The sequence below is a fragment of the Streptomyces sp. NPDC091377 genome (assembly GCF_044757045.1).
GTDB lineage: Bacteria > Actinomycetota > Actinomycetes > Streptomycetales > Streptomycetaceae > Streptomyces.
The window spans coordinates 120,614-139,514 of the sequence record NZ_JBIVUE010000004.1 but is presented as its reverse complement, the minus strand read 5'-3'; the positions used below and the strand labels follow the sequence as shown (position 1 = coordinate 139,514).

17 protein-coding genes and 2 pseudogenes are annotated in these 18,901 nt (G+C 70.9%); 10 read left to right on the top strand and 9 right to left on the bottom strand.

All coding sequences use genetic code 11. The annotated features are described in order from the left end of the window. The first annotated feature begins 7 nt into the window (after positions 1 to 7). Both ACIQNG_RS11005 and ACIQNG_RS11000 read left to right on the top strand, forming a co-directional pair. Positions 8 to 973, top strand: coding sequence for a FecCD family ABC transporter permease (locus ACIQNG_RS11005; RefSeq protein WP_401425665.1), 966 nt, complete (start codon positions 8 to 10; stop codon positions 971 to 973). Then, positions 970 to 1,848, top strand: a complete 879-nt coding sequence (locus tag ACIQNG_RS11000) for an ABC transporter ATP-binding protein (RefSeq protein ID WP_401484044.1) — start codon at positions 970 to 972, stop codon at positions 1,846 to 1,848. Before ACIQNG_RS11005 ends, ACIQNG_RS11000 begins: the two co-directional genes overlap by 4 nt. On the opposite strand, the gene ACIQNG_RS10995 is transcribed toward ACIQNG_RS11000, so the two are convergent. The 5 genes from ACIQNG_RS10995 to ACIQNG_RS10975 all read right to left on the bottom strand — a co-directional run bounded on the left by ACIQNG_RS10995 (position 1,841) and on the right by ACIQNG_RS10975 (position 6,320). Continuing rightward, positions 1,841 to 2,434, bottom strand: a complete 594-nt coding sequence (locus ACIQNG_RS10995; RefSeq protein WP_401425659.1) for a DJ-1/PfpI family protein — start codon at positions 2,432 to 2,434, stop codon at positions 1,841 to 1,843. The two genes, ACIQNG_RS11000 and ACIQNG_RS10995, sit on opposite strands and share 8 nt — an antisense overlap. Before the next feature lie 238 nt (positions 2,435 to 2,672). Beyond that, positions 2,673 to 3,368 (bottom strand): sigma-70 family RNA polymerase sigma factor, encoded by a 696-nt coding sequence (locus tag ACIQNG_RS10990; protein ID WP_401484042.1) that lies wholly within the window; start codon positions 3,366 to 3,368, stop codon positions 2,673 to 2,675. A gap of 156 nt (positions 3,369 to 3,524) precedes the next feature. Continuing rightward, positions 3,525 to 4,280, bottom strand: coding sequence for a hypothetical protein (locus ACIQNG_RS10985; RefSeq protein WP_401484040.1), 756 nt, complete (start codon positions 4,278 to 4,280; stop codon positions 3,525 to 3,527). Between the two features lie 452 nt (positions 4,281 to 4,732). Further along, a complete protein-coding gene (locus ACIQNG_RS10980) occupies positions 4,733 to 5,623 on the bottom strand; it encodes a lytic polysaccharide monooxygenase (protein WP_401484039.1) in 891 nt (296 codons plus the stop codon). A gap of 178 nt (positions 5,624 to 5,801) precedes the next feature. Next, the gene (locus tag ACIQNG_RS10975; protein WP_401484037.1) at positions 5,802 to 6,320 is read right to left on the bottom strand and encodes an SRPBCC family protein; all 519 of its coding nucleotides are present in this window, start codon (positions 6,318 to 6,320) and stop codon (positions 5,802 to 5,804) included. A 64-nt stretch (positions 6,321 to 6,384) separates the two neighbouring features. Here ACIQNG_RS10975 and ACIQNG_RS10970 point away from each other — a divergent pair, with 64 nt between their 5' ends. Together ACIQNG_RS10970 and ACIQNG_RS10965 are read left to right on the top strand one after the other, a co-directional pair. Further along, positions 6,385 to 7,026 (top strand): TetR family transcriptional regulator, encoded by a 642-nt coding sequence (locus ACIQNG_RS10970; protein ID WP_401484035.1) that lies wholly within the window; start codon positions 6,385 to 6,387, stop codon positions 7,024 to 7,026. 277 nt (positions 7,027 to 7,303) lie between these two features. Further along, the gene (locus ACIQNG_RS10965) at positions 7,304 to 8,548 is read left to right on the top strand and encodes an N-acetylmuramoyl-L-alanine amidase (protein WP_401484033.1); all 1,245 of its coding nucleotides are present in this window, start codon (positions 7,304 to 7,306) and stop codon (positions 8,546 to 8,548) included. 87 nt (positions 8,549 to 8,635) lie between these two features. Here the strand turns inward: ACIQNG_RS10965 and ACIQNG_RS10960 are convergent, their stop codons facing one another. Further along, positions 8,636 to 9,523, bottom strand: coding sequence for an alpha/beta fold hydrolase (locus ACIQNG_RS10960; RefSeq protein WP_401484032.1), 888 nt, complete (start codon positions 9,521 to 9,523; stop codon positions 8,636 to 8,638). Between the two features lie 92 nt (positions 9,524 to 9,615). Here ACIQNG_RS10960 and ACIQNG_RS10955 point away from each other — a divergent pair, with 92 nt between their 5' ends. The 3 genes and pseudogenes from ACIQNG_RS10955 (at position 9,616) to ACIQNG_RS10945 (ending at position 10,797) form a co-directional block, all read left to right on the top strand. Continuing rightward, positions 9,616 to 10,185, top strand: coding sequence for a TetR/AcrR family transcriptional regulator (locus tag ACIQNG_RS10955; RefSeq protein ID WP_401484030.1), 570 nt, complete (start codon positions 9,616 to 9,618; stop codon positions 10,183 to 10,185). Next, a pseudogene (locus tag ACIQNG_RS10950) lies at positions 10,181 to 10,282 on the top strand (GNAT family N-acetyltransferase); the annotation flags it as partial. The gene ACIQNG_RS10955 and the pseudogene ACIQNG_RS10950, both read left to right, overlap by 5 nt. A gap of 17 nt (positions 10,283 to 10,299) precedes the next feature. Further along, the gene (locus tag ACIQNG_RS10945) at positions 10,300 to 10,797 is read left to right on the top strand and encodes a hypothetical protein (RefSeq protein WP_401484028.1); all 498 of its coding nucleotides are present in this window, start codon (positions 10,300 to 10,302) and stop codon (positions 10,795 to 10,797) included. Here ACIQNG_RS10945 and ACIQNG_RS10940 read toward each other — a convergent pair. From ACIQNG_RS10940 to ACIQNG_RS10930, 3 genes and pseudogenes are all read right to left on the bottom strand, one after another. Then, the gene (locus ACIQNG_RS10940) at positions 10,733 to 11,392 is read right to left on the bottom strand and encodes a DsbA family oxidoreductase (protein WP_401484449.1); all 660 of its coding nucleotides are present in this window, start codon (positions 11,390 to 11,392) and stop codon (positions 10,733 to 10,735) included. The two genes, ACIQNG_RS10945 and ACIQNG_RS10940, sit on opposite strands and share 65 nt — an antisense overlap. Beyond that, positions 11,305 to 11,835 (bottom strand): hypothetical protein, encoded by a 531-nt coding sequence (locus tag ACIQNG_RS10935; RefSeq protein ID WP_401484470.1) that lies wholly within the window; start codon positions 11,833 to 11,835, stop codon positions 11,305 to 11,307. The genes ACIQNG_RS10940 and ACIQNG_RS10935 overlap by 88 nt, the downstream gene beginning before the upstream one ends. A gap of 457 nt (positions 11,836 to 12,292) precedes the next feature. After that, positions 12,293 to 12,478: pseudogene (locus ACIQNG_RS10930) on the bottom strand (NADPH:quinone reductase); the annotation flags it as partial. Positions 12,479 to 12,506: 28 nt separating this feature from the next. Between ACIQNG_RS10930 and ACIQNG_RS10925 the strand changes: the two are divergent. From ACIQNG_RS10925 to ACIQNG_RS10915, 3 genes are all read left to right on the top strand, one after another. Continuing rightward, complete coding sequence (locus tag ACIQNG_RS10925; RefSeq protein ID WP_401484026.1) at positions 12,507 to 12,647, top strand: hypothetical protein; 141 nt, start codon at positions 12,507 to 12,509, stop codon at positions 12,645 to 12,647. Between the two features lie 368 nt (positions 12,648 to 13,015). Continuing rightward, on the top strand, positions 13,016 to 14,290 hold the full coding sequence (locus ACIQNG_RS10920; RefSeq protein WP_401484025.1) for a nitrous oxide reductase family maturation protein NosD: 1,275 nt from the start codon (positions 13,016 to 13,018) through the stop codon (positions 14,288 to 14,290). Between the two features lie 244 nt (positions 14,291 to 14,534). Next, the gene (locus tag ACIQNG_RS10915) at positions 14,535 to 18,875 is read left to right on the top strand and encodes a discoidin domain-containing protein (RefSeq protein WP_401484447.1); all 4,341 of its coding nucleotides are present in this window, start codon (positions 14,535 to 14,537) and stop codon (positions 18,873 to 18,875) included. Positions 18,876 to 18,901 lie beyond the last annotated feature (26 nt).

The following is an 18,901-nucleotide window of genomic DNA, read 5'->3' as shown; positions in this document are numbered from 1 at the left end:
GGGCGCCATGATCGTCGCGATCAGCATCGGCACCGTGACCGTCCCGGTGGGTGAGGTGTGGCGGATCATCTGGACCCATGTGACCGGCGGCGGGGCGGTCGCCGACCCCGCCACGGACCAGATCGTCTGGAACTTCCGCACCCCGCGCGTCGTACTGGCGGCACTGGTCGGTGCGGGGCTGGCCATCGCCGGTGTGGTCCTCCAGGCCGTCGTCGCCAACCCGCTCGCCGACCCCTACGTGCTGGGTGTCTCGTCCGGCGCGTCGCTCGGTGCCGTGCTCGTCATCATCCTCACCAGCGGCGCGCTCGGCGGCCTCGGGGTGTCCTCGGCGGCCTTCCTCGGTGCCGCCGCGGCGGCCGGCCTGGTCTTCCTCCTCGGCCAGAAGCAGGGACGCCTCGCACCGACCCGGCTGGTCCTGTCCGGGGTGGCCGTGGGCTATCTGTTCCTGGCCGCCACCAGCTATCTGCAACTGCAGGCCACCCCGACCGAACTGCGCACCGTCATGTTCTGGATGCTGGGCAGTGTCGCGGGCGCGCAATGGGGACAGCTTCCCGTCGTCACCACCGTCGTCCTCGTCACCACCGTGGTCCTGACCCTCTTCGGCCGGCGCCTCAACGCCCTGCTCGTCGGCGACGAGTCCGCCACCGCCCTCGGCGTCGACGTCCACCGGCTGCGCGCCGTACTGCTGCTGCTGTCCTCCCTGGTGACGGGTACGGTCATCGCCGTCGCCGGCGGAATCGGCTTCGTCGGCCTGATGATCCCCCACCTGGTACGCCTCACGACCGGCGCCGACCACCGCAGACTGCTCCCCCAGGCCGCCCTGGTCGGCGCCATCTACCTGGTCGTGGTCGACCTGCTCGCCCGCACCGTCAACCGCCCCAACGAACTGCCCCTCGGTATCCTCACCGCCCTGTTCGGGGCCCCCTTCTTCCTGTGGCTGCTGCGCCGCAACAAGAGCCTGGACACCGCATGAAGCTGACCGTCGAACAGATCCATGTCGAACTCGGCCACCGTCCGATCCTGAGCGATGTGACCCTGGAGGCCCAGCCGGGCCACATCGTCGGCCTCATCGGCCCCAACGGCAGCGGCAAGTCCACCCTGCTGCGCACGGTCTACCGCTCGCTGCGCCCGCACCGCGGCGTGGTGCGGGTGGACGGCGACGACGTATGGGGACTGACCGCACGCACCGCCGCCCGCCGTACCGCCGCCGTGCTCCAGGACACCGGCGGCAGCCCGGCCGGCATGTGCGTCACCGAGATCGTGGCCCTCGGCCGCACCCCGCACCACGGACTCATCGGCCGGGACGGCGCGGAGGACCACCGGGCCGTGGACGAGGCCCTCGACCTGTGCGGGATCCGGCACATGGCCGAGCGGGACGTCACCTGTCTGTCCGGAGGCGAACGCCAGCGCGTGCTGCTGGCGCGCGCCCTCGCCCAACGCCCCCGGCTCCTCGTCCTGGACGAACTCACCAACCATCTCGACGTCCGCGCCCGCTTCGAACTCCTCGACCTCATCCGGGCGACCGGCATCACCACCCTCGCCGTCCTGCACGACCTGGACCTGGCCGCCCGCCTGTGCGACCAGTTGGTGGCACTCGACGCGGGCCAGGTGGTGGCGGCGGGCCCGGTCCTGGACGTGCTGACCCCCGGTCTGCTGCGCGAGGTGTTCGGCGTGGCCGCCACCGCCGACCGCCACGCCGACGGCGTCGTACGCGTCACCTACGCGGCGCAGCCCCTCGCCGCCGAGGCGGCGGCCGAGGAACGGAGCGGACGGTCGGCGGCCGAGGAACGGAGCGGACAGTCAGCGGCCGAGGAGCGGGGCCGACGGTCGGCGGCCGAGGTCAGATGACGGGGCGGTCGTACTGAGTGCCCTGGCGGACCTCGGCCGCCGCCCGCGCGCTGTCGAGCCGCTCCACCAGGTGGAAGGCCATGTCGATACCGGCGGAGACCCCGGCGCTGGTGACGACGGAGCCGTCGTCCACATACCGTTCTGCGGCACGGACGTCGATGGTGGCGTCGAAGGCCGCCAGTTCCCCGACGTACTCGCGGTGGGTGGTCGCGGGGCGGCGCTCCAGCAGTCCGGCCGCCGCCAGCACGAGCGAACCGGTGCACACGCTCGCCAGCAGCACCCCTCGGCCGTGCAGTTCCCTGAGCCAGTCGAGATGCGCGTCGTCGCCGGTCAGCGCGCGCGTGCCGTCGCCGCCCGGGTGGATCAGCACATCGAGCGCGGGAGCCGCGGCGGGGGTGTGGTCCACGCCCAGGCGCAGCCCTTTGGCGCAGCGCACCCACCCCTCCTCCCGGCCGACCGTGACCAGCCGGACAGGGGTCGTGGCGATGTGCGCGGCCCAGAAACCGAGCACCTCCCAGGGGCCGACGACATCGAGTTCCTCGGCGTCCTCGAACACGAAAACACCCAGGGTCAGCGAGGATCCCATCGCGACGGTGTCACCAACTCTCCCTGAACCACGACCAGTTGACGCTCCATCGTGTCACGAGGAGAGGCCGCAGCCCGAGTGGTGCGACGTGAAGAACCCGAAGGAATGACGTGCGCGTCACGGGTCCCGGTACCGCCCCAGGTCGCCCGCGCCATCCGTTCGCCGCCCCGCGAGGCCGCGAAAGAGCCCAGGTGAGGCTCGGTGTCCACCCCTGCGGGGCGCGCACCGAGCCTCCTGGTCATGCCGCCGCGGCAGCCGGGACCACCACCGCCGGGTGGGGCGGCTGGATGGCCGGAAGCGGCTCATCGCTGTCCCCGGGTGACCGGTCCGGGTCGGCGAGCAGCGCCAGCAGGGTCGCGCGGGCCCGCGCCACCCGCGAACGGATGGTCCCGACGGGGCAGCCGGTGACCTCGGCGGCTTCCGCGTACGACAGGCCCAGCAACTGGGTGAGGAGGAACGCCTCGCGACGCTCGTCCGGCAGCGTGGCCAGCAGGTCGAGCAGTGCGATGCCCTCTTCGAACCCGGGCACGTCGACCGGCTGGTTCTGTTCGGCGGCCCGGCGCCAGTCCTGTCGGTCGGACAGCCGGGGGCGGGCGGCGGCCCGCCGGAAGTCGTCGATCACGGCCCGGCGCGCGATCGACAGCAGCCAGGTACGGGCCGAGGAACGTCCCTCGAACCGGTGCAGGCTGCCCAGGGCCCGTATGAACGTCTCCTGGGCCAGGTCGTCCGCCGACTGCGGGTCGGCGCATCTGCGGGCGACGTAGCGCAGGACGTCGTGGTGCAGGGCGCGGACGAACCGCTCGACGGCGTCCGCGTCACCGCCCCGGGCGGCCAGTGCCCAACCGGTGATCAGTTGATCGACCTCTTCGGTCCTGTCGTGCTTCTTGCGCGTCGTGCGGAGCCCGCGTAATGCGGGCAGGGCAGGAGTGAGCACCTGATGTCCTTCATGGATCACGCGGGGAACGCAGGCGTGCGGGCCTGCCGTTCCTGCATCAAGGGGAGAGCGGCCGTGCGGGGCACGACCGCGGACCGAGGCCGGGAGCCGACGAACCGACGACCCCCGGGAGCGACCTCGGGAGAACCTGCTGTTCTAGAGGACAGCGGCCCTCGAAGGGGGCCCTCTGGTGGTGATCGCGTGCACGAGGCGGAGCCGGTACGGCGCCGGGCGCGGATGCGTCCGCCGCACCAGGCGGCGCGGGCGGCGTGCGAGCGCGGGCAGGACGAGCACCAGTCGCAGCGGCGCGGCCAGCCATCCGGCCACGGCGCGCAGCAGCCGGTAGGCGACATGCTCGCCGTAGCCGAGCCACAGGCCGCACAGCACGGCGGCGGCCAGATGGGCCGCGGCCATGCCGAGCGACGGCATACCGGCCATCAGCCAACGCCCGGGTCCGTCCTCGGCCTTGGTGCCCAGGTGCGCCGAGTGGCCCATGGCCAGGTGCATCTGCGTGAACATGGAGTGCGCGGGCAGGCCGCTCATGTCCATGCCGCTCACGTCCAGGGGGGCGTTCATGGAGCCCATGTCCATCGAGGACATGTCGTGCCCCATGGAATCCGCCGGCGCCGCGCCCGGGTCACCGGCGGGGGGCGCCACGGCCGCCTGCGCGAGCGAGAAGCCCCAGTGGAGCATCGTCTGGGCCCCGACCACGAGGGTCACGATCACCGGCAGCCCGCGTTCACGGCCGGCCACCGCCCAACTGGCGGCGCCCGTCGCGAGGCCCCCCGCGAGCAGGGCCCACCAGGGCACGGCACAGCCCGACATCACGATGTGCCCGACGGCGACGAGCAGCACACACACAGCCGCGAACAGTGCGGCCCGTACCGTACGCGCGTACCACCTGGCATCCATGACGGGCTTCATCTTCGCACCCGAAGTCCCGTTGCTAAGGGATCAGTGGGTGAATTCACCGGATGTCCCACCCAATGAGACCGATGGGATTCAGTACTCACCAAGGGGAACTTTTCGCGCTCCTCAGCCGACTTCTCAGGGGGCGGTGTGTCTCCCGGTCAATACGCCCCATGGCCTCTCACAGGCGGGGCGTCGGAAGGAATGCGGCGCGCCGCCGCGCAGGCCGGAACTGGCGAAGAGTGCCTCCTCAGTTCAGCCAGGATTCCCGCTCTCGGTCGGGCCTTTCTCATGCCCGACCCTCATTGTTCTCGCCCACGCGGAAGGGCGGCGGCGCGGACGTTGCCGTCCACGCCGCCGCCCTCCCTCACGATCCTTGCCGGGGCAGAATTCCCGCCCCGTGTCCTTCAGAAGCGGGCCTCGCTCAGAAAGCGGGCCTCAGTCAGATGCGGGCCTCAGCCGGTCTTGCGGCGGTTGCGGCCGAAGAGGAGGGCGCCCGCGGCGAACATGGCGGCGCCCGCGGACCAGGCCACGGCGCCCGTCAGCGGGGAGTCGGCGGTCTGCGACTCGGCGGAGACCAGTGCGGGGGCCTGCTCGTCGCCGCCGTGGCCCGAGTGGCTGACGGTCGAACGGGAGGCGCCCGCGTCGATCTTCGCCTCGGTCGGAGCCTTCGCCGGCGCCTTGGCCGCCGCGTTCGCCGCGTTCGCCGCCGTGCCGAAGACCACGTCCGAGCAGCCGTAGAACGCCTCGGGGCTGTCGTGGCGCTGCCAGACCTTGTAGATGATGTGGCGGCCGGTGCGCTCGGGCAGGGCGCCGGTGAAGCGGTAGTAGCCGTTGTCACTGGCGCGCGGTGTGGCGTAGGTGCCCACCGGGGTCTGGTCCAGGTCCGACCACTTCAGGGGCTTGGTGGGGTCGAAGCCGGGCTTGGTGATGTACATGGTCATGGTGCCCAGGTGGGCCGCGGTGATCCGCACGTTGAAGTTGTAGGAGCCGGCGGCCACGGTGGTGGCGGGCCAGTCGGTGCGGGCCCAGTCCAGGGCGCGGTACTTGGTGCGGTTGGCGGAGCAGAGTTTGCCGTCGGGGATGATCTGCTGGTGCTTGCCGTTGGCGTTGGCGATGTTCACCTCGTTCCAGTCGTACAGCGGCTGGGTGCCCGAATCGGCGACGAGATCCTTGCAGACCTTGGACTTCGGCGTCTCCGGGCCTTCGGCGAAACAGGCGCTCACCCGGCTGACCGGACCGAACACGGAGCCGTGCGCGCTCGCGGGCGTGGGGGCCAGGGACGCGAACGTCGCGGCGGACACGACCACGGAAGCTGCGGCGATGCGGCGGCGTGCGGAAGACATAGGGGCTCACTCTCGTACGTGTAGGGCCGTCGGGAGGATCTGGACGACAACACCCGCCCCACCATGGGGTGTTGGGCGCTGGTCTGTACCAGAGGATTCCATTGGTACACACCAATCACAAGAGGCGCGGTCGAACTGTCCCGAAAGAGAATGCTTTTTCGGCCGACGCACGATTCCGCTATCCGCGGCGCCGGATCGCCGTGACGTTCCCCGCGACCCGGAGGGCGCCGCGCAGGAGTCTGACGTAGCGACTCCACCGCGCCGGACGGGCCGGTGCCGTCCGGGCGGCCCTCTCGGCGCGGTCGAGGCTGTCCTCCAGGAGCGCGTCGTGCAGGTGCCGCCACAGCAGGGGCCAGGTGAGACGGGCCGGGCCGCGGGTGCGCATGGCCAGGGTGTGGCGCAGCAGGGTGTGGTGCTCGTCGACGGCGGTGACGGTGTACTCGTGGAAGCCCTCGAAGCCGCGCGGCGCGTCGAAGGTGAAGCGCACCCAGGTGGCGGGGACGTAGGACGTCACGGTGTAGCGGACCGGGCCGTGCCCGCCGGGCGCGCCGACGGACAGGGGGCGGTCGAAGCGCATCGCGGGCCACGCGTGGTGCGGCCACAGCGCGTCGCCGGCCCCGGCGAGGCCGTCGATCAGCGCCCCCACCTCGTCCGACTCCGCGGCCAGCAGACGTTCGTGCACGTTGTACACACCCATCGCGTCCCCTTCCCCACCTTTTCAGAGACCAGCCTCTAATATTCTGGAGACTACTCTCTACGACATGGCCAGGCCAGCGCGGTTCACCACCGACCAGTTCCTCGACGCCGCCGTGCGCAGGGCCGCGGCGGCCGGTCCGGCGGCGGTGACCATGTCCGCGGTCGCCGCGGAGGTGGGTGCCCCGAGCGGCTCGGCCTACCACCGGTTCGCCGGCCGCGCCGATCTGCTCGCCCAGACCTGGCTGCGCGGTGTGGAGGGCTTCCAGGAGAGCTACCTCGCCGCTCTCGGCACGGCTGGGCGTGACCCCGCGCGGGCCGCCCGGGACGCGGCCCGTCAGGTGGTCGCCTGGAGCCGCGCCCACCCCGAGCGGGCCGCCGTCCTGCTGCACGGCGCGGACGCCTTCGACCGCGCCCACTGGCCCGCACCGCAGCGCCGTCGCGCGGACACCGGCAACCAGCGCGTCCACGCGGCGCTCACCGCCCTCGCCGCCGCCTTGGACCTCCGCGGCCCCGAAGCCGCCGACCGGATCACCCTCGCCCTGGTCGACCTCCCCCTGGCGCTGGTCCGCCGCCATCTACGCGCGGGGACGCCGCTGCCCGCCCACGCGGAATCCCTCGCCGAGGAGAGCGCGGACGCCCTTTTGTCCCGGGCGTCGGGCCCGCCCCGCGCGGAGCGGAGAAAACCCCCTGGGTCAATGCCCGGCTAAACCTCGGTCAATCCGGGGCCATCCGGGGCCAATCCGGAGCCAATCCGGGGCCCATCGCCGGGCCTTCCCCGGGCGTTCCCCGAGCCGTCCCCCGGCCATCCCCCGGCGATCCTCAATCCAGCGGCCCAGGGCGATTTCTGACGGTCGGACAGAATCGCCGATCGTAGGATGAACCGAGGTTCTCAAGGCGTAGGAGTCCGGCGTGGTACCGACCTGTTTTCCCCACCGCGCCTCCTCGTGACGCGACTTGAGACATGGTGACGACCTAGGGAAATCCATGCATTTTCGTAAGACGGTCCCCGCGATCACTCTCGGCGTGGTGTCACTGACGGCGCCCCTCCTCGCCACGGGTACCAGCACCGCGGCGACGGAGACAACCAGGGCGACGGCGATCGGGGCGACGGGAGCGGATTCCTCCCGGGTCGAAGAGGCCAGGCTCACCGACCACGCCGGCAGGCCCTCCGGCACCCTGTCGGCGAAGGCCGCGTCGCGGTCCGGGAAGGTGTTCTCCACCGGTGAGATCACCGGGGAGCGCTTCTCGTCGCTCGGCCTCAGCTGGAAGAAGGAGTCCGCCGTCGACAGCGGGCTGACCGCCGAGGCGCGGATCCACCGCGACGGCGCCTGGGAGTCCTGGCGGGAGGTCCCCCTGGAGCTTGAGGAAGGTGTGGCCGAGGAGGCGAAGCGGGCCGGCGCGCCCGCCTTCTACACCGACGACGCGGACGGGGTGGAGGTCCGCTTCACGGCTCCGAAGGGCAGCCTGCCGCAGGATCTGCGGCTGTCGTTCATCGACCCGGCGAAGAGCCCGGCCTCCGCCGCCCCGGACCGTCAGCGGCGCTCCGCGCAGCCCGCCGTCCAGCCCGTGCAGCCGGTCGTGAAGCTGCGGCAGGACTGGGGCGCGGACGAGTCGCTGGCCGACCCCGGGTACAAGACCCAGCCCTCCCTCAAGGCGGCGCTCGTCCATCACACCGTGACGGGGAACAACTCGTACAGCCAGCAGCAGGTGCCGCAGATCATCAACGGCATCTACGTCCACCACATCACGGTCCTCGGCTACGGCGACTTCCCCTACCACTTCGTCGTCGACCGCTTCGGGGGCATCTGGGAGGGCCGCAAGGGCTCGATCCAGATGCGGCCCAGCACCTCCATCCCCGGCATCCTCGGCGGCCACGCGACCGGCTTCAACACCAACACCTTCGGCGTCGCGGCGCTCGGCAACTTCGAGCCCAACAACAGCGACGGCGGCGAGAACACCGGCCCCGACCCGAAGCCGAGCCAGGCCATGAACAAGAGCCTGGCCGATCTGCTCGCCTGGAAGGTGGGCCAGTACCAGCTGAACCCGCAAGGCTCCACCCAGCTCGTCTCGGCCGGCGGGGGCGGCACCAACCCGCACCCGGCGGGCAAGGCGCTCACCGTGCCGGTCATCTCCAGCCACCGGGACGTGAACGTGACGGCCTGCCCGGGCGGCAAGCTCTACGAGACCCTCCCCGCCCTGCGCCAGCAGGTGGCCGACCGGCTCGGCTGACCGGCGTCCGGGGCACCCGTGCTCCACCGGAGACGGGTGCCCCGGCCCGACGGCCGATACGGCGTCCGACACAGCGGCCGGTGCGGCTCACCCGGCCACGTTCCGCCGCAGGAAGTCCCTGACGAGAGCGGCGATCTCGGTCCCGTGCGTCTCCAGCGCGAAGTGTCCCGCGTCCAGCAGGTGGATCTCCGCGTCCGGCAGGTCCCGGGCGAACGCCTCGGCGCCCGCGGGCCCGAAGATCTCGTCGTTCGCGCCCCACGCCACCAGGGTCGGCGGGCGGTGGGTGCGGAAGTACTCCTGGAAGCGCGGGTACTGCTCAAGGTTGAACTGGTAGTCCCAGAAGAGCTGGAGCTGGATCTCCTGGTTGCCGGGCCGGTCGAGTCCCGCCTGGTCGAGCAGCCACGCCTCGGGGGCGATCCGGTCCAGCCGGTCCGCCGGGACGCCGTGCTCGTACTGCCAGCGGGTCGACGCGAGGGTCAGCAGTTCCCGCACGGCGCTCTCGTGGGGGGCACGGTCCGCCGCGTGCCGGAAGAGCAGGTCCCAGAACGGGGTGAAACCCTCCTGGTACGCGTTCCCGCTCTGCGTCACCAGCGCGGTGACCCGCTCCGGGTGCGCGGCGGCGATGCGCAGCCCGATCGGCGCGCCGTAGTCCTGCACGTACAGCGCGAACCGCGGCACCCCGATCCGGTCCAGCAGCCCGAGCGTCACCTGGGTCAGCTTCTCGAAGCTGTACGTGAACCCGTCGACCGGCGGGGTGGCCGACCGGCCGAACCCCACGTAGTCGGGGGCGATCAGCCAGAACTCGTCGGAGAGTTCGGCGAGCAGCCTGCGGTACATGTGCGAGCTGGACGGGAACCCGTGCAGCAGCACCAGCGCGGGACGGGAGGGGTCGCCCGCCTCGCGGTAGAACACCTCGACACCGTCGACGTCCACCGTCCGGTACCGCACGTCGAGCGCCTTGGTCGAAACAGCCATGACTACCCCCTGGAATGAGCCGAGAACGGTCGTTCTCTCGCTATCCGCTAAGGTAGAGAACGATGGTTCTCAATGCAAGGGGAGATCGCGGAATGGACAAGGAGAGCGCCGGGATCCGCGTCCTGGACGCCGCCGAGGCCCTGTTCAACGAGCGTGGTGTGCAGGCCGTCGGCATGGACGCCATCCGCACCGCGTCCGGGGTCCCGCTCAAGCGCCTCTACCAGGCGTACCCGTCGAAGGCGGACCTCCTCGAAGCGGTACTGCGCCGCCGCGACCACGCGGTGACCGCGGCCATCGAGCGGGCCGTCGCCGCCCGCACCGACCCGCGCGCCCGGGTCCTCGCGGTGTTCGACTTCCTGGCCGACTGGTTCGCCGACCCCGCCTTCCGCGGCTGCCTCTTCATCAACACCTACGGGGAGATGGGCGGGGTCTCGGCGAACGTGGCGGCGGTGGCCCGCGAGAACAAACTCGGCCTGCGCTCCCGGCTGGCCGAACTCCTGGCGGAGACCGACGTCCCGCCGGCCGCCACGGAAGCGCTCGCCGCCCAGTTGGCCCTGCTCGCCAACGGCGCGATGGCCACCGCCGCCCTCACGGGCACCGAGGACACGGCACAACAGGCGAGGGCCGCCGCCGAAGCCCTCCTGGACGCCGCCACCAGGTGAGCGGAGGGCCGAACTGGCGGTGGAGGAGAGCAATCCACGGGCCCGGGCCCTGTACCAGCGACTGGGCTACCTGGCCCACGGCCGCCGACCGGACGCCGCCGTAGGGGGCGCCGCGTGGCGATGGACGTGTGGGCACCGATCCTCTCACTGGTGGGCGTCGCCCTCGGCAGCGGACTGACAGCGCTCTCCCAGCACACCACTCAGCGCTCCGCCGAACGCCTGGAGGAATGGCGCCGGGCCTCGGCCACCAGCGAGGCGCGCAGGGCGGAGCAGACAGAGGTGATCAAGGACTTCATCGCCTGCGCCCAGGACGCGGAACGGGCGGCCTACAGCCGTCCCGACGCCTGGGGCGACGACGCGGACTGGCGCAGTGCCGCTTCGGATGCCATGACCAGGCTCTGGATCGCTGAACGTCACCTCGTGCTGCTCAGCCACGCGGACCTGCACGCCCCTGTGCGTGCCTACGGTCGTGCACTCAATCAGGCGGTGTGGCGGGAGATCGGCGACGTCGAGGTCAACGAGCATGTCGAGGAGCACAAGCTCGCCTTCATGACCGCGGCACCCGCGAGTCTCGCCTCCCCTTCTGCACCCGTCCCGCCCCTGCTGCCTTGACCGCTCGCGGTCCTCCGGTGTCTCTTCTTCCGCCTCGACCGAGGACCTCTCGATCCGGAGGGGACGGGCTCCCCAGCAGACGAGCGAGAGTGACCGGGTCCTGCACGGCGGAGGCCGGGGGACCTCCGTCGATGACGAGGGTGGGAACGCCCTGGATCCCGCGCCGGACGGCCTCGCGTTCGTCGGCGCGTACGTCGTCGCCGAACAGGTCGCCGTCCAGCACCCGGCGCACCTCGGCGGGGTCGAGGCCCGCTTCGATGCCGAGCGCTTCGAGGACCGCGGGGGCGGCGATGTCGAGGCCGCCGGTGTGGTACCCGTGCAGCAGCGCTTCGAGGACCCGGTCGGCCGTACCGTGCGAGGCCGCCAGATGGACCAGGCGGTGGGCGTCGTAGGAGTCGACCGGCCGGGCCCGGTGCAGATCCAGGTCCAAACCCTCCGCCGCGCCGACCGCCTGGATATGGCGTACCCGGGCAGCCGCCTGTTCCGGGCCGCTCTGGTACCGGGCGATCACCTCCGCGGCGGTGGGACCGGCCACCCTGCTGCCGTCGGGGGCGAGTTCCAGGCTGCGCGGGGAGTCCTTCCTTTCCGTGAGCACGGTCGGCGATCGACGGTGGCGACACTGCCCAGGACGGCGATGCCCAGAGCGCCGCCGAGTTCGGCGCCCGTCTCGGAGAGGGCCGAGGCGGACCCCGCGCGCTCCGGTGGCGCCGCGCCCCCGATCAGTCCGGTGCCCAAGGGGCTGAAGTCCAGGACCAGTTGGAGGTACTGCGAGGCGAGCCGTAGCTGGCGCCGCACGAACACCGTGCCGATCGCCAGTCCGGCGACGACGAAGCCGACGGAGGAGGGCCCGGAGCCGCCGACGGCCAGGTCCAGCCGCCCGGAGCCGCCGGTGCGGAACTCGGGCACCAGGAACAGGCCGGTCAGCAGCAACAGGACCATCGTCGGTACGGAGACCAGGAACACCGCGCCCCACCAGAAGAACGGGAGCAGTACCCCGCCGACGAGCGGGCCGAGTGCCCCGCCCGCCATGAAGCTCATCATCCAGAGCGTAATGGCGAGGGTGCGCTGGCCCGGAACCCGGAACAGCTTCCGGATGACCGAGAGCCAGTCGGGCTCGGAGTAGTCGACGTGGGCCGCGCCCCAGGGCGTTGATCAGCTCGGCCTTGCGCGCGCCTCGGGCGGCGCCGATCACCTGCGCCCCCGCGCCCAGCGCCAGTTGGACGAGGAGACTGCCGACGCCCCCGGCCGCCGCCTCGACCAGGACGAACTCCCCCGGCTTGATCTCCGCCTGCCGGTGCAGCAGCAGCGCGGTGCGCCCGTCGGCGAGCAGCGCGACCGCGTCCTTGAGGTCGAGGCCCGGGGGGGGACGGGGACCAGGTCGTCGGCGCGCGCCGGTGCCCCGTTCGGCGTACCCGCCCTCCCCGCCCGTGGTCGCGACCAGCGTCGTACCCCTCCAGGCCGGGTCCGTACCGGGACCGACGGCCAGGACCCGGCCGCCGACACCGTTGCCCGGCACCCGGGGCAACGCGGGCCTGCCGAAAGGACCGTTGCCGGACCTGACCTGTGTCTCGACGAACGTGACACTCGCGTACGCCACCTCGATCAGCACCTGACCAGGGCCGGGAACGGGATCCTCGACCTGCCGGGCTCGCAGGACGTCGGGTCCTCCGAACTCCTCCATCACCACGGACAGCACACGTGCCGGGGCCATGGCCCGCAAAGCACCCCGGCACGCAGAAGCCGAACGCAATGACCGAGCCCTGCTGGAAGCAGCGAAGAAGGTGCTGGCCAAGGACGCAGCAGCCGCCGATCTCCTCGCGGAGCGCTGGGAGTACGAGCCCGAGCGGTGAGCCGCGCGGCCCCCCGGGGGGCATGCGGCGCCGGTTCGGAAACCCAGGCGCGGAAGTGGCGATCGGAAGCCGTGACCGCGGGCCCCGAACCACGAACCACCGTGGCGGGCTGCACGGTCGGGCTGAATTCCGTCTCCGGGCCGGTAATTCGCCGGGAAAACGCGGGTGCGGGATCATGCAGTTGAAGCCTCGGACAATTGCGTCATCCTTCACCCGTCTTAAGTCAATCTTTGCCTTTCCATAGCCTTCGGCATACTTTCGTTTGACGCTGTGCGGGAGGCGGGACGTCCGCCTTGTCGCGTGCCTCAAGAGGCCGGGTCCGGCCCGTGAGGCCGGTTCGCGACGCCATGTCAGAAGGAGTCTTCGGCATGATCCGCCTTTCCGGAAAACTGTCTTCAGGGCTGTCCGCAGCGGTGGGGGCCACCGCACTGATCGGTGCGCTGACGCCCGCGACGACGGCGCACGCCGTGCAACTCTCCTGCGGCCAGACCGTCACGACCAGCGTCGTCCTCACCGCCGACCTGCTCAACTGCCCCGGTGACGGCCTGGTCGTCGGTGGCAACGGCATCACCATCGACCTCGGCGGACACACCGTGGACGGGGTCGGGCTCGGCACCGGGATCCGCAACGACGGGTTCGACCAGGTCACCGTCACGAACAGCGCCGGCGCTCCCGCGAGCGTGCAGGAGTTCGACCAAGGGGTGCGGCTCAACCCCGGAACGTCGGGCAATGTCGTGGAAGAACTCACCATCCGGAACAACGAGTTCTCCGGTGTGGAACTCAACAACGCGGACACCGACAACCGCGTCCGTCACAATGTCATCGACCGTCAGGCCCAGAGAGGCATCACATTGATCGGCGGTTCCAGTGACAATGTGATCGCCGATAATACGATCACCGAGAATCAGGGTGAAGGGGTCTTCGTCCAGGACTCGACCGGCAACCGTTTCGAGAACAACACGATCGCCGGGAGCGGGGACACCGGCTTGATACTGGAAGGCTCGGGCGGCAACACCCTGCTGTCCAACAGCGTCGACGGCAGCAGTGACGGCGCCATCGTCCTTCGGCTCGGTTCGCACGACAACCTGGTCCAGAGCAATACGGCGGCGCTCAACTCGGACGCGGCGCTGAGCGTCTCCGACTCCACCGGCAACCGCCTCCTCTCCAACACCCTCCGGGGCGGCGGGGACAGCGGGATCGTCCTCCAGTGGTCCCACGGCTCCACGATCACCGGCAACGACGTCAGCGAGAACACCGGCGGCATCGAACTGAGCTACTCGGACCGCAACCTGATCCGTTCCAACACCGCGAACGACACCACCGGGGACGGCATCAGCCTGGGCCACTCGCGCGGCAACACCGTGGAACACAACCAGGCCAACCGCAACGGCTCCCGCGGCATCTACCTCGACGGCGAGGCGCCGTCCGGCCTGGGCAACCTCCTGGCCGACAACACCACCAACGCCAACCAGGGCGACGGCATCGCGGTGTCCAAGGCCGTCCATACCATCCGGAACAACATCTCCCGCGACAACGGCGGCTGGGGCGTCCTCGCCGACCAGGGCACCATCGACGGCGGCGGCAACCGCGCCACCGGCAACGGCCAGGCCGGCCAGTGCTCGGGAGTCACCTGCACCCCCTGACCTGCGCCCTCTGACCGACCTGAGCGCCGGGGAAGCCACCAGAGCTTCCCCGGCGCCGTCATGTCGGGACCCGCCCCCACCCGATCTCTGTCATGAGCATGGACGCGGCGGCCCGCTTCTGCAACTCTTCAACAAGCTCACGCAAATTACTTGCATGACAACGCTTCTCACGATCAACCTCTCGCAACTTACTGATAGCAGCGAGGCCCCCTCCCTCACCCCCACCCTGCGGACGAGGAGCACGATGAGCGGCAGAAGCAGCAAGAACGGCAAGAGCGGCAGAAGCGACAGCAGCAGTCGGCGGCTGAGATGGCGCGTCCTCGCGCCGGCGCTGGCGGGCAGCCTGGTGGCGGTCGGCGGGCCCACGCTGCCCGCGGTGGCGGCCGACGGCGGTGGTCCGGCGCTCACGAGTGCCACGGCGAAGGCGGCGAGCAGTGCCGCCGGGCACTCGGCCGCCGCGCTCGACGACGGCGACCGGGACACCTACTGGCAGAGCGACCGGGGCGCGTTCCCCGCCTGGGCGCAGATCGACCTGGGCGCCAGGACCAAGATCGACCGGGCGGTGCTGAAGCTGCCCGAGGGCTTCGGATCACGGAAGCAGACGCTCGCGGTCCAGGGCAGTGCCGACGGTACGGCCTTCCGGGTGCTCGTCCCGTCGGCGACGTACGCCTTCACCGAGGGCGACGGCAACACCGTGACGATCCGCTTCCCGGCGCTCGACACCCGCTATCTGCGGGTGGAGATCACCGGCAACAGTGTCGCGGGCGCCGGTCAGCTCGCCGAGTTGGAGGCGCACCGGGCGGACGGCGGCAGCGGTGACCTGGCGCGGGGCAAGCGGCTGCGGGCCAGCAGTTCCGCCGCCGGGCACACCGCCCCGGGCGCCGCCGACGCCGACCGGGACACCTACTGGCAGAGCGGGAGGACGGACTCCGCGCCCTGGATCGAGACCGACCTCGGCGCGGCCGTGGCCGTCAACCGGGTGGTGATGCGGCTGCCCGGTGGATTCGACGCGCGGACGCAGTCCCTGAAGGTGCAGGGCAGCACCGACGGCAAGCACCGCACCGACCTGGTCGCCGCAACGACGTACGAGTTCAGCCCGGAGACCGGCAACCGGGCGACCATCAGCTTCGACACCACGACCACCCGCCATCTGCGGCTCGCCCTGACCGGGGCGTCGAAGCAGAGCGGCGGGCGCCTCGGGGAACTGGAGGTGTACGGGCCCGCCACCGGCGACTCCGCGCCGCCCTCCGCACCCAGTGCGCTCAAGCTGAGCCGGCCGGAGTCCGGAAAGGTCGCGCTGGACTGGCGGGCCGCGCGGGACGACACGAAGGTCACCGGCTACGACGTCTACCTCGGCGGCGTGCTGCGCACCACGGTCGCCGGGAACGTGACGTCGTACACCGACCACCAGCCCGCCGACCGCACCCTGTCCTACCGGGTCACCGCCCGGGACGCGGCCGGGAACCAGTCCGCCGCGAGCAACACCGTGACCCGCGAGGCGGCCGAGGGCGACACCCAGGCGCCGACGCCGCCGACCGGGCTGACCGTGCAGGCGGCCACGTCGGGCGAGGTGAAGGTCAGTTGGCAGAAGTCGAGTGACGACAAGAAGGTCACGGGCTACGACATCCACGCCGACAACCGGCGGATCGCGAGCGTGGCCGGGAACGTCACCTCCTTCACCGACGAGCGGCCGGCCGGGGCGACGGTGACGTACCGGGTGCGCGCGAAGGACGCGGCGGGCAACACCTCGCCGCCGAGCACCGAGGCGGCCACCACCGGTGACGCGGGGATCCTCGCCACCAACCTCGCCGTCGGCAAGCCGGTCGTGGAGTCCGGGCATGTGCACACCTTCGTGGGCACCAACGCCGTCGACAACAACGTGGACACCTACTGGGAGGGCGCGAGCGGCGTCTGGCCCAGCACACTCACCGTGCGGCTCGGCGCCAACGCCGACATCTCCCAGGTCGTCATCAAACTCAACCCCGACCCGGTCTGGGGCGCCCGTACCCAGAACATCCAGATCCTGGGCAGGGAGCAGAACGCGACCGGGTACACCACCCTGGTCCAGGCGGCCGACCGCGGCTTCAGCCCGAGCACCGGCAACACCGTCACCATCCCGGTGACCGCGCGCACCGCCGACGTACAGGTGCGGATCAACAGCAACACCGGTGCCCCGGGCGGGCAGATCGGTGAGCTTCAGGTCATCGGGGACCCGGCGCCCAACCCGGATCTGACGGTGACCGGGCTGACCGCCTCCCCCGCCTCCCCGGTGGAGACCGACCCGGTGAGCCTGACCGCGCGGGTCGCCAACACCGGTTCGGCCGCCTCCCCGGCCAGCGAGGTCGCCTTCTACCTGGGCACCACCCGGGTCGCCACCGCGAACGTCGGCGCCCTCGCCGCCGGCGCGGCCACCGACGTCACCACCTCCATCGGCACCCGGGACGCGGGGTCGTACCAGCTCACCGCGCGGGTGGACGAGGCGAACACGGTGGTCGAGCAGAACGACACCAACAACTCCTTCACCGCGGCCGGCGCGCTGGTGGTGCGGCCGGTCGACAGCGCGGACCTGGTGGCGGCGCCGGTCGGCTGGTCACCGGACAACCCGGCGGCGGGCAGCACGGTGAACTTCAGCATCACCCTGAAGAACCAGGGCACCGTGGCCTCCGCGGGCGGCGCCCACCCCGTCACGCTCACCGTGCTCAACGAGTCCGGCGGCACGGTCCGCACCCTGACCGGCACCTACACCGGCTCCCTCGCCGCCGGCGCCACCAGCGGTCCGATCGCGCTGGGCTCCTGGACCGCCGTGAACGGCAAGTACACAGTGCGTACGGTGATCGCCGACGACGCCAACGAACTGCCCGTCAAACGGGCCAACAACACCAGCACCACACCGCTGTTCGTGGGCCGCGGCGCCAATCTGCCGTACACCGCCTACGAGGCGGAGGACGGGGTGCTCGGCGGCGGAGCCCAGACGGTCGGGCCCAACCGCACCGTCGGCGATCTCGCGGGCGAGGCGTCCGGGCGCAGGGCGGTCACCCTCAACAACACCGGCAACTACGTCGAGTGGACCACCAAGGAGCCCACCAACACCCTGGTCACCCGGTTCTCCCTCCCGGACTCGGCGGGCGGCGGCGGTATTGATTCCACGCTCAATGTGTACGTCAACGGCACCTTCCACAAGGCGATCAACCTGACCTCGAAGTACTCATGGCTGTACGGCGCCGAGGCGAGCCCGAGCAACTCGCCGGGTGCGGGCCCGCCGCGACACATCTACGACGAGGCCAACGTCATGCTCGACTCGACCGTCCCGGCGGGCGCGCGGATCCGGCTCCAGAAGGACGCGGCGAACACCTCGCGCTACGCGATCGACTTCATCAACACCGAGCGCGTCGCGCAGATCGCCAACCCCGACCCGGCCCGCTACACCACCCCGTCCGGGTTCACCCAGCAGGACGTGCAGAACGCCCTGGACCGGGTGCGGATGGACACCACCGGCACCCTGATCGGGGTCTACCTGCCCGCCGGGACCTATCAGACGTCCAGCAAGTTCCATGTGTACGGCAAGGCGGTACGGGTCGTCGGTGCCGGGCCCTGGTACAGCCGGTTCGCCGCGCCCGCCGCCCAGTCCAACACGGACGTCGGCTTCCGGATCGAGAGCTCCGCCAACGGTTCGACGTTCGCGAACTTCTCCTACTTCGGCAACTACGACTCCCGCAACGACGGCCCCGGCAAGGTCTTCGGCGATCTGTCCAATGTCAGCAACCTGACCCTGGACAACCTGTGGGTCGAGCACCAGATGTGTCTGTACTGGGCGGCCAACAGCGACAACGTCACCATCAAGAACAGCCGGATCCGTGACACGTTCGCAGACGCGATCAACATGACGAACGGGTCGCAGAACAACCTCGTCCAGAACAACGAGGCCCGCTCCACCGGCGACGACAGCTTCGCCCTGTTCGCCGCCACCGACAACGGCGGCGGCAACAACACCGGCAACGTCTACGAGAACCTGACGTCGACGCTGACCTGGCGCGCGGCCGGAATCGCCGTCTACGGCGGTGAGAACAACGTGTTCCGCAACCTGTACATCGCGGACACCCTGGTCTACTCCGGGATCACCATCAGCTCCCTGGACTTCGGCTACCCGATGAACGGCTTCGGACCGGGCCGCACCACCGTGGAGAACGCCTCGCTGGTCCGGGCGGGCGGCCACTTCTGGGGCAGCCAGACCTTCGGCGCCATCTGGATGTTCTCGGCGTCGAGGACGTTCACCGCGATCCGGGTGACGGACGTCGACATCGTCGATCCCACCTACAGCGGGATCATGTTCCAGACGAACTACGTCGGCGGGCAGCCGCAGAACCGGGTCCAGGACACCGTCCTGACCGATGTGTCCATCACCGGGGCACGGAAGAGCGGGGACGCCTACGACGCCAAGTCCGGCTTCGGCATCTGGGCCAACGAACTGCCCGAACCGGGGCAGGGGCCTGCGGTGGGCTCGGCGACGTTCATCGGGCTGCGCCTGGAGAACAACGCGGTGGACATCAGAAACACGACGTCCACGTTCACGGTCAATGTGCAGTAGACCGGGTCAAGCACGTCACACAAGTC

What these genes read in the sequence shown, in the direction of transcription:
- ACIQNG_RS11005 (WP_401425665.1), top strand. Translation starts at nt 8, where the DNA reads ATGATCGTCGCGATCAGCATCGGCACCGTGACCGTCCCGGTGGGTGAG.
- ACIQNG_RS11000 (WP_401484044.1), top strand. Translation starts at nt 970, where the DNA reads ATGAAGCTGACCGTCGAACAGATCCATGTCGAACTCGGCCACCGTCCG.
- ACIQNG_RS10995 (WP_401425659.1), bottom strand. Translation starts at nt 2,434, where the DNA reads ATGGGATCCTCGCTGACCCTGGGTGTTTTCGTGTTCGAGGACGCCGAG.
- ACIQNG_RS10985 (WP_401484040.1), bottom strand. Translation starts at nt 4,280, where the DNA reads ATGGATGCCAGGTGGTACGCGCGTACGGTACGGGCCGCACTGTTCGCG.
- ACIQNG_RS10980 (WP_401484039.1), bottom strand. Translation starts at nt 5,623, where the DNA reads ATGTCTTCCGCACGCCGCCGCATCGCCGCAGCTTCCGTGGTCGTGTCC.
- ACIQNG_RS10975 (WP_401484037.1), bottom strand. Translation starts at nt 6,320, where the DNA reads ATGGGTGTGTACAACGTGCACGAACGTCTGCTGGCCGCGGAGTCGGAC.
- ACIQNG_RS10970 (WP_401484035.1), top strand. Translation starts at nt 6,385, where the DNA reads ATGGCCAGGCCAGCGCGGTTCACCACCGACCAGTTCCTCGACGCCGCC.
- ACIQNG_RS10965 (WP_401484033.1), top strand. Translation starts at nt 7,304, where the DNA reads ATGCATTTTCGTAAGACGGTCCCCGCGATCACTCTCGGCGTGGTGTCA.
- ACIQNG_RS10960 (WP_401484032.1), bottom strand. Translation starts at nt 9,523, where the DNA reads ATGGCTGTTTCGACCAAGGCGCTCGACGTGCGGTACCGGACGGTGGAC.
- ACIQNG_RS10955 (WP_401484030.1), top strand. Translation starts at nt 9,616, where the DNA reads ATGGACAAGGAGAGCGCCGGGATCCGCGTCCTGGACGCCGCCGAGGCC.
- ACIQNG_RS10935 (WP_401484470.1), bottom strand. Translation starts at nt 11,835, where the DNA reads ATGAGCTTCATGGCGGGCGGGGCACTCGGCCCGCTCGTCGGCGGGGTA.
- ACIQNG_RS10925 (WP_401484026.1), top strand. Translation starts at nt 12,507, where the DNA reads ATGGCCCGCAAAGCACCCCGGCACGCAGAAGCCGAACGCAATGACCGA.
- ACIQNG_RS10920 (WP_401484025.1), top strand. Translation starts at nt 13,016, where the DNA reads ATGATCCGCCTTTCCGGAAAACTGTCTTCAGGGCTGTCCGCAGCGGTG.
- ACIQNG_RS10915 (WP_401484447.1), top strand. Translation starts at nt 14,535, where the DNA reads ATGAGCGGCAGAAGCAGCAAGAACGGCAAGAGCGGCAGAAGCGACAGC.